At 36.7% G+C, this 3,336-nt stretch carries 5 protein-coding genes, 1 tRNA gene and 1 pseudogene; all 7 read left to right on the top strand.

Annotated features, from left to right (window positions below; all coding sequences use genetic code 11):
• Positions 1–474: tRNA (guanosine(37)-N1)-methyltransferase TrmD (trmD, locus tag ACLTU0_RS11400; RefSeq protein WP_412322557.1), on the top strand; the 474-nt coding region annotated here is incomplete at its 5' end.
• A 56-nt stretch (positions 475–530) separates the two neighbouring features.
• Positions 531–615, top strand: a tRNA-Leu gene (locus ACLTU0_RS11395).
• A 291-nt stretch (positions 616–906) separates the two neighbouring features.
• Positions 907–1,065 carry a hypothetical protein gene (locus ACLTU0_RS11390; protein WP_337599269.1) on the top strand — a complete coding sequence of 53 codons (159 nt, stop codon included), beginning with the start codon at positions 907–909 and terminating at the stop codon, positions 1,063–1,065.
• Between the two features lie 31 nt (positions 1,066–1,096).
• The gene (locus tag ACLTU0_RS11385) at positions 1,097–1,414 is read left to right on the top strand and encodes a hypothetical protein (RefSeq protein WP_412322556.1); all 318 of its coding nucleotides are present in this window, start codon (positions 1,097–1,099) and stop codon (positions 1,412–1,414) included.
• A gap of 13 nt (positions 1,415–1,427) precedes the next feature.
• A complete protein-coding gene (locus ACLTU0_RS11380) occupies positions 1,428–1,595 on the top strand; it encodes a hypothetical protein (protein ID WP_412322555.1) in 168 nt (55 codons plus the stop codon).
• 11 nt (positions 1,596–1,606) lie between these two features.
• Complete coding sequence (locus ACLTU0_RS11375; protein ID WP_412322553.1) at positions 1,607–1,792, top strand: hypothetical protein; 186 nt, start codon at positions 1,607–1,609, stop codon at positions 1,790–1,792.
• A gap of 79 nt (positions 1,793–1,871) precedes the next feature.
• Positions 1,872–3,098: pseudogene (locus tag ACLTU0_RS11370) on the top strand (IS256 family transposase).
• Positions 3,099–3,336: the final 238 nt, after the last annotated feature.

The following is a 3,336-nucleotide window of genomic DNA, read 5'->3' as shown; positions in this document are numbered from 1 at the left end:
ATATATATGTCGCCGCAGGGAAAGGTGTTTAATCAGGGTATCGCGATCGACCTTGCAAATTATGAGCATATCGTTTTGCTTTGCGGTCATTATGAGGGTATTGACCAAAGAGTTATAGATGAAATTGTGGATATGGAACTGTCCGTCGGTGACTTTGTTATGACAGGCGGCGAAATTCCGGCGATGACTGTTATTGATACTGTTTCAAGACTTGTTCCGGGAGTTTTGGCTGCTGAAACTTCGTATGAAAATGAGTCGCATTTTAACGGACTTTTGGAGTATCCGCAGTATACCCGTCCGGCAGTTTGGCACGAAAAACCGATTCCCGATGTACTTATTTCCGGTCATCACGCGAAAATCGAACAGTGGAAAAGGGAACAGTCACTCATTAATACACTCAAAAAGCGTCCCGATATGCTTGAAAAAGCCGAACTTACCAAGGAAGATATAAAATTTTTGAAAGAATATAAGTAGATTTTGGATTTGACTATTGAATTTTGAATGTACATTTGATATAATAGTTAAGTCGGGCGGATATGGCGGAATTGGCAGACGCGCATGATTCAGGTTCATGTGGGGCAACCCATGCAGGTTCAAGTCCTGTTATCCGCACCACGTCAGAGTAAGCGATATATCGCTTACTCTGTTTTTTTTTGCAAGCGTGCTCAAAACGGTGAGCAGTAGCTACCACATTTGTGCGAGTTAAGTACCTTCGGCACATTTGAAAACATTATATGAAAAGTGTATAATATCTTTGAGTGGATTTTGTAACGAGAAACTTGACAGAGAAATGGGGAAAGAATATAATGAACTATAAGAAATGCAAGCTTGACTTTTAGAAACTTAGTTAATTGAAAATAAGGCTATAAAAAACAAATAAAATTGCAATAGATTTGAGGAATATTTATGAAAAGGTTAGATCTTTATTGGACAACTAATCCCGATTGGTGGGAAAGAAAAGAAAACTATGTAAAAGTATTAAAGCCTGATGCCCCTAAAGAGGCTCAAGAAAGTTACAAACATTATTTAGAACAAACATCCGGAGAACAAGGAAAATCATTATGATGAAATAAGAAGATAATTGGGGATAACGTATATGATGCAAAAAAATGAGTCGGAACAAAATAGACGGAAAATGAGACGTGGCGATAAAGAGGCTATATTAAAAGGACTAAAAGGCGGACTTTGTGATAATTATTACGGCATTTGTTGTGCGGTTAAATATAATATGAAAGATAATGACATTATAGCGGCGTTGAAAGAACTTCAAAAAGATACATATGTATCTATGGGTATGTCCAATGCTCAATTCGCTTCTGCTGCATTAGATGTTTTGAAAATTGAACCTTATACAGGTTCGGATAAAAGAGTAAAGGATATGATTGACGCTAAATTTAGCTTTTTCGATGAATAGGAGGAGTTCGAAAATGGCGGAAGATTGGGCAAGAGGAACGATTAAAGAAACGCCGTTTTGGCGTGATGGAATGTCTGTTGAAGAATACGAAGAAGAAAGAAATTATCTTATGGAGCATTGGCGAGACTTGAGGCAAGGCACATATTACCCCTTTATGGAAACAACGCGAAAAATAATCTGAGAGGTTTTGTTATGGCAAATTTACCAAAGTGTACAGAATGTGAATATAACAATCTTATGGAAGTTACATGTAGGTTATATCCGACTGGCATACCTGATGATATTTTTGTGGAGATAAAGAAATGCGATTACTATAAAAAAAGAAAAGAAAAATATAACAAAAGTGATGAGGATTTGCCGGTAGCAAAAGGAAGATAAATGGAGAGTGTGAGAAAAAGTCTGTAAAAAAGAATCCTTCTATGATAGAATATAAATAAATCATAGGAGGAATTTTTTTATGGCAAGACGTAGACGAGAAAGAATGAGTGAAGGAAAGAAGAATATCATTGCCGGATTGATTCAGGAATACAACATCAAGACAGCAGAAGATATTCAAGAGGCACTAAAGGATCTGTTAGGCGGTACTATTCAGGAAATGATGGAAACTGAACTGGATGAACATTTAGGCTATGACGAATATGAACGCAGTGACAATCCGGATTATCGAAATGGAGTAAAACACAAAAAACTTCGTAGTTCTTATGGCGAGATACCTATTGATGTTCCACAAGACCGTGACGGTGATTTTGAACCGCAGATAGTCCCTAAGCGAAAGAAGGACATATCAGCAATAGAACAAAAAATCATTGCTATGTCTGCAAAGGGCATGACAACAAGACAAATTTCTGATATTGTGGAAGATATATATGGTTTTGAGGTAAGCGAAAGTATGGTAACCGCAGTTACAAATAAAATATTACCTCAAATAGAAGAATGGCAACAACGCCCTTTATCAGCTGTGTATCCGATAGTTTTCATTGATGCAATCCACTTTTCGGTTCGTGATGAGCATATAGTAAAAAAGATAGCTGCATACATAATTCTTGGTGTAAATGACGAGGGTAAGAAGGAAGTTTTAAGCATAACCATTGGCGAAAATGAGAGTGCGAAATATTGGCTGGGAGTTTTAAATGAACTCAAAAATCGTGGTGTTAGAGATATATTAATATTATGTGCAGACGGTTTATCAGGGATAAAGGAATCAATAGCAGCAGCCTATCCAAATACGGAGTATCAGCGTTGCATTGTCCATCAAGTGCGCAATACATTGAAATATGTAGCGGAAAAAGACAAAAAAGCATTTGCAAATGATTTAAAGAGTATATACCATGCACCGAACGAAGAAAGCGGATACGAACGTATGCAGAGTGTCACAAAAAAATGGCAAGAAAAGTATCCTAATGTGATGAGAAGATGAGAAGAAAATTGGGATGTTTTATCACCGATGTTCAAATTTTCAACAGAAGTCAGAAAAGTCATGTATACAACAAATGCAATAGAAAGTCTTAATAGCGTACTTCGTCGATTGAATAGCCAAAGGAGCGTATTTCCGAGCGATACAGCCCTTTTAAAGGCACTGTATTTGACAACCTTTGAAGCAACAAAGAAGTGGACAATGCCACTTAGAAATTGGGGCAGAGTTTACGGAGAACTGTCCATTATGTATGATGGACGACTTGTTTAGCATATATTTTTACATTTGTATAGTGTGAAAAATACGGTCTTTTGCAAGACCGCTCTTGACGCGGAAGAAAATCCGTGCTATATTACAAAAAGGCAGATAAGCTGAATTTTGCTTATCTGCCCAAATAAAACTAAGTATTTTATCATAGAGAAATTAATTTTACAGAAATAATCACACACTCTCGATAAGCTGAATTTTGCTTATCTGCCCAAATAAAACTAAGTATTTTATCATAGAG

Origin of the sequence: Hominilimicola sp. (assembly GCF_046972485.1) — a bacterium.
Lineage (GTDB): Bacteria > Bacillota > Clostridia > UBA1381 > UBA1381 > Hominilimicola > Hominilimicola fabiformis.
The sequence above is the reverse complement of the archived record's forward strand: the minus strand, read 5'-3'. Positions and strand labels throughout refer to the sequence as shown.

What these genes read in the sequence shown, in the direction of transcription:
- ACLTU0_RS11390 (WP_337599269.1), top strand. Translation starts at nt 907, where the DNA reads ATGAAAAGGTTAGATCTTTATTGGACAACTAATCCCGATTGGTGGGAA.
- ACLTU0_RS11385 (WP_412322556.1), top strand. Translation starts at nt 1,097, where the DNA reads ATGATGCAAAAAAATGAGTCGGAACAAAATAGACGGAAAATGAGACGT.
- ACLTU0_RS11380 (WP_412322555.1), top strand. Translation starts at nt 1,428, where the DNA reads ATGGCGGAAGATTGGGCAAGAGGAACGATTAAAGAAACGCCGTTTTGG.
- ACLTU0_RS11375 (WP_412322553.1), top strand. Translation starts at nt 1,607, where the DNA reads ATGGCAAATTTACCAAAGTGTACAGAATGTGAATATAACAATCTTATG.